The sequence below is a fragment of the bacterium genome, assembly GCA_024226335.1.
In the GTDB taxonomy this organism is placed as follows: Bacteria; Myxococcota_A; UBA9160; order SZUA-336; family SZUA-336; genus JAAELY01.
The window spans coordinates 1-754 of sequence record JAAELY010000309.1 but is presented as its reverse complement, the minus strand read 5'-3'; the positions used below and the strand labels follow the sequence as shown (position 1 = coordinate 754).

At 57.4% G+C, this 754-nt stretch carries 1 protein-coding gene; it reads left to right on the top strand.

Annotated features, from left to right (window positions below):
• Nucleotides 1-261 precede the first annotated feature (261 nt).
• Nucleotides 262-754, top strand: a 493-nt coding sequence (locus tag GY725_16005) for a glutathione S-transferase family protein (protein MCP4005694.1), incomplete at its 3' end; no start/stop codon positions are given.

The window sequence follows — 754 nt, the reverse complement described above, 5'->3', positions numbered from 1 at the left end:
TCCGTCTCGGGCAACGGACTCGAGGGACAGCACGCGAACGACTTCGATCCCGCCAACCTCCTTGTCCGAGATCTCCGTGAAGTCGAAAACTTACCACGCGGCAGGTTTTCGCCACATTCTTTCGATTATCTCGACCTGGATGTCCCGATCGGTCTTTTCTTGTCATGAACCGATCTTACGACAGAACTCCATCAGGCATAAGTTTGCGGCTCCATGTCGAACAAGACATCCAACCCACGCGCCCAATCAGGAGCACCGAACATGAAACTCTACGGAATCCCCATTTCTCCATTCGTTCGCAAAGTCCGTGTCGCCCTCGCGCTCAAAGGTCTCGAGTACGAGTCGGAAGGGACGTTTCCCGGCACGAGGACGCCCGAGTACCTGGCCATCAGCCCGCTGGGCAAGATCCCCGCCTTCGAAGACGGCGACCTCGTGACCCGCGACTCCACGGTGATCATCGAGTATCTGGAAGAGCAGTATCCTGAAAAACCGGTCCGGCCCACGAATGTCGCGGATCGAGCCAGGAGCCGTTGGCTCGAAGAATACGCCGGGTCCATGCTCTTCACGCCGCTTGCAGACAAGATCTTCATGGAGCGCTTGACCCGCCCGTTCCAGAACAAAGTGCTTGGAGACGAAGGCGTCGTAGAAGACAGCATCAAGAATCTGGTGCCGCCGGTATTCGACTACGTGGAATCTCAACTGCCCGCCGAGGGATTCATCTTCGGCGAGATGGGTGTCGCGGACATCGCCGTGA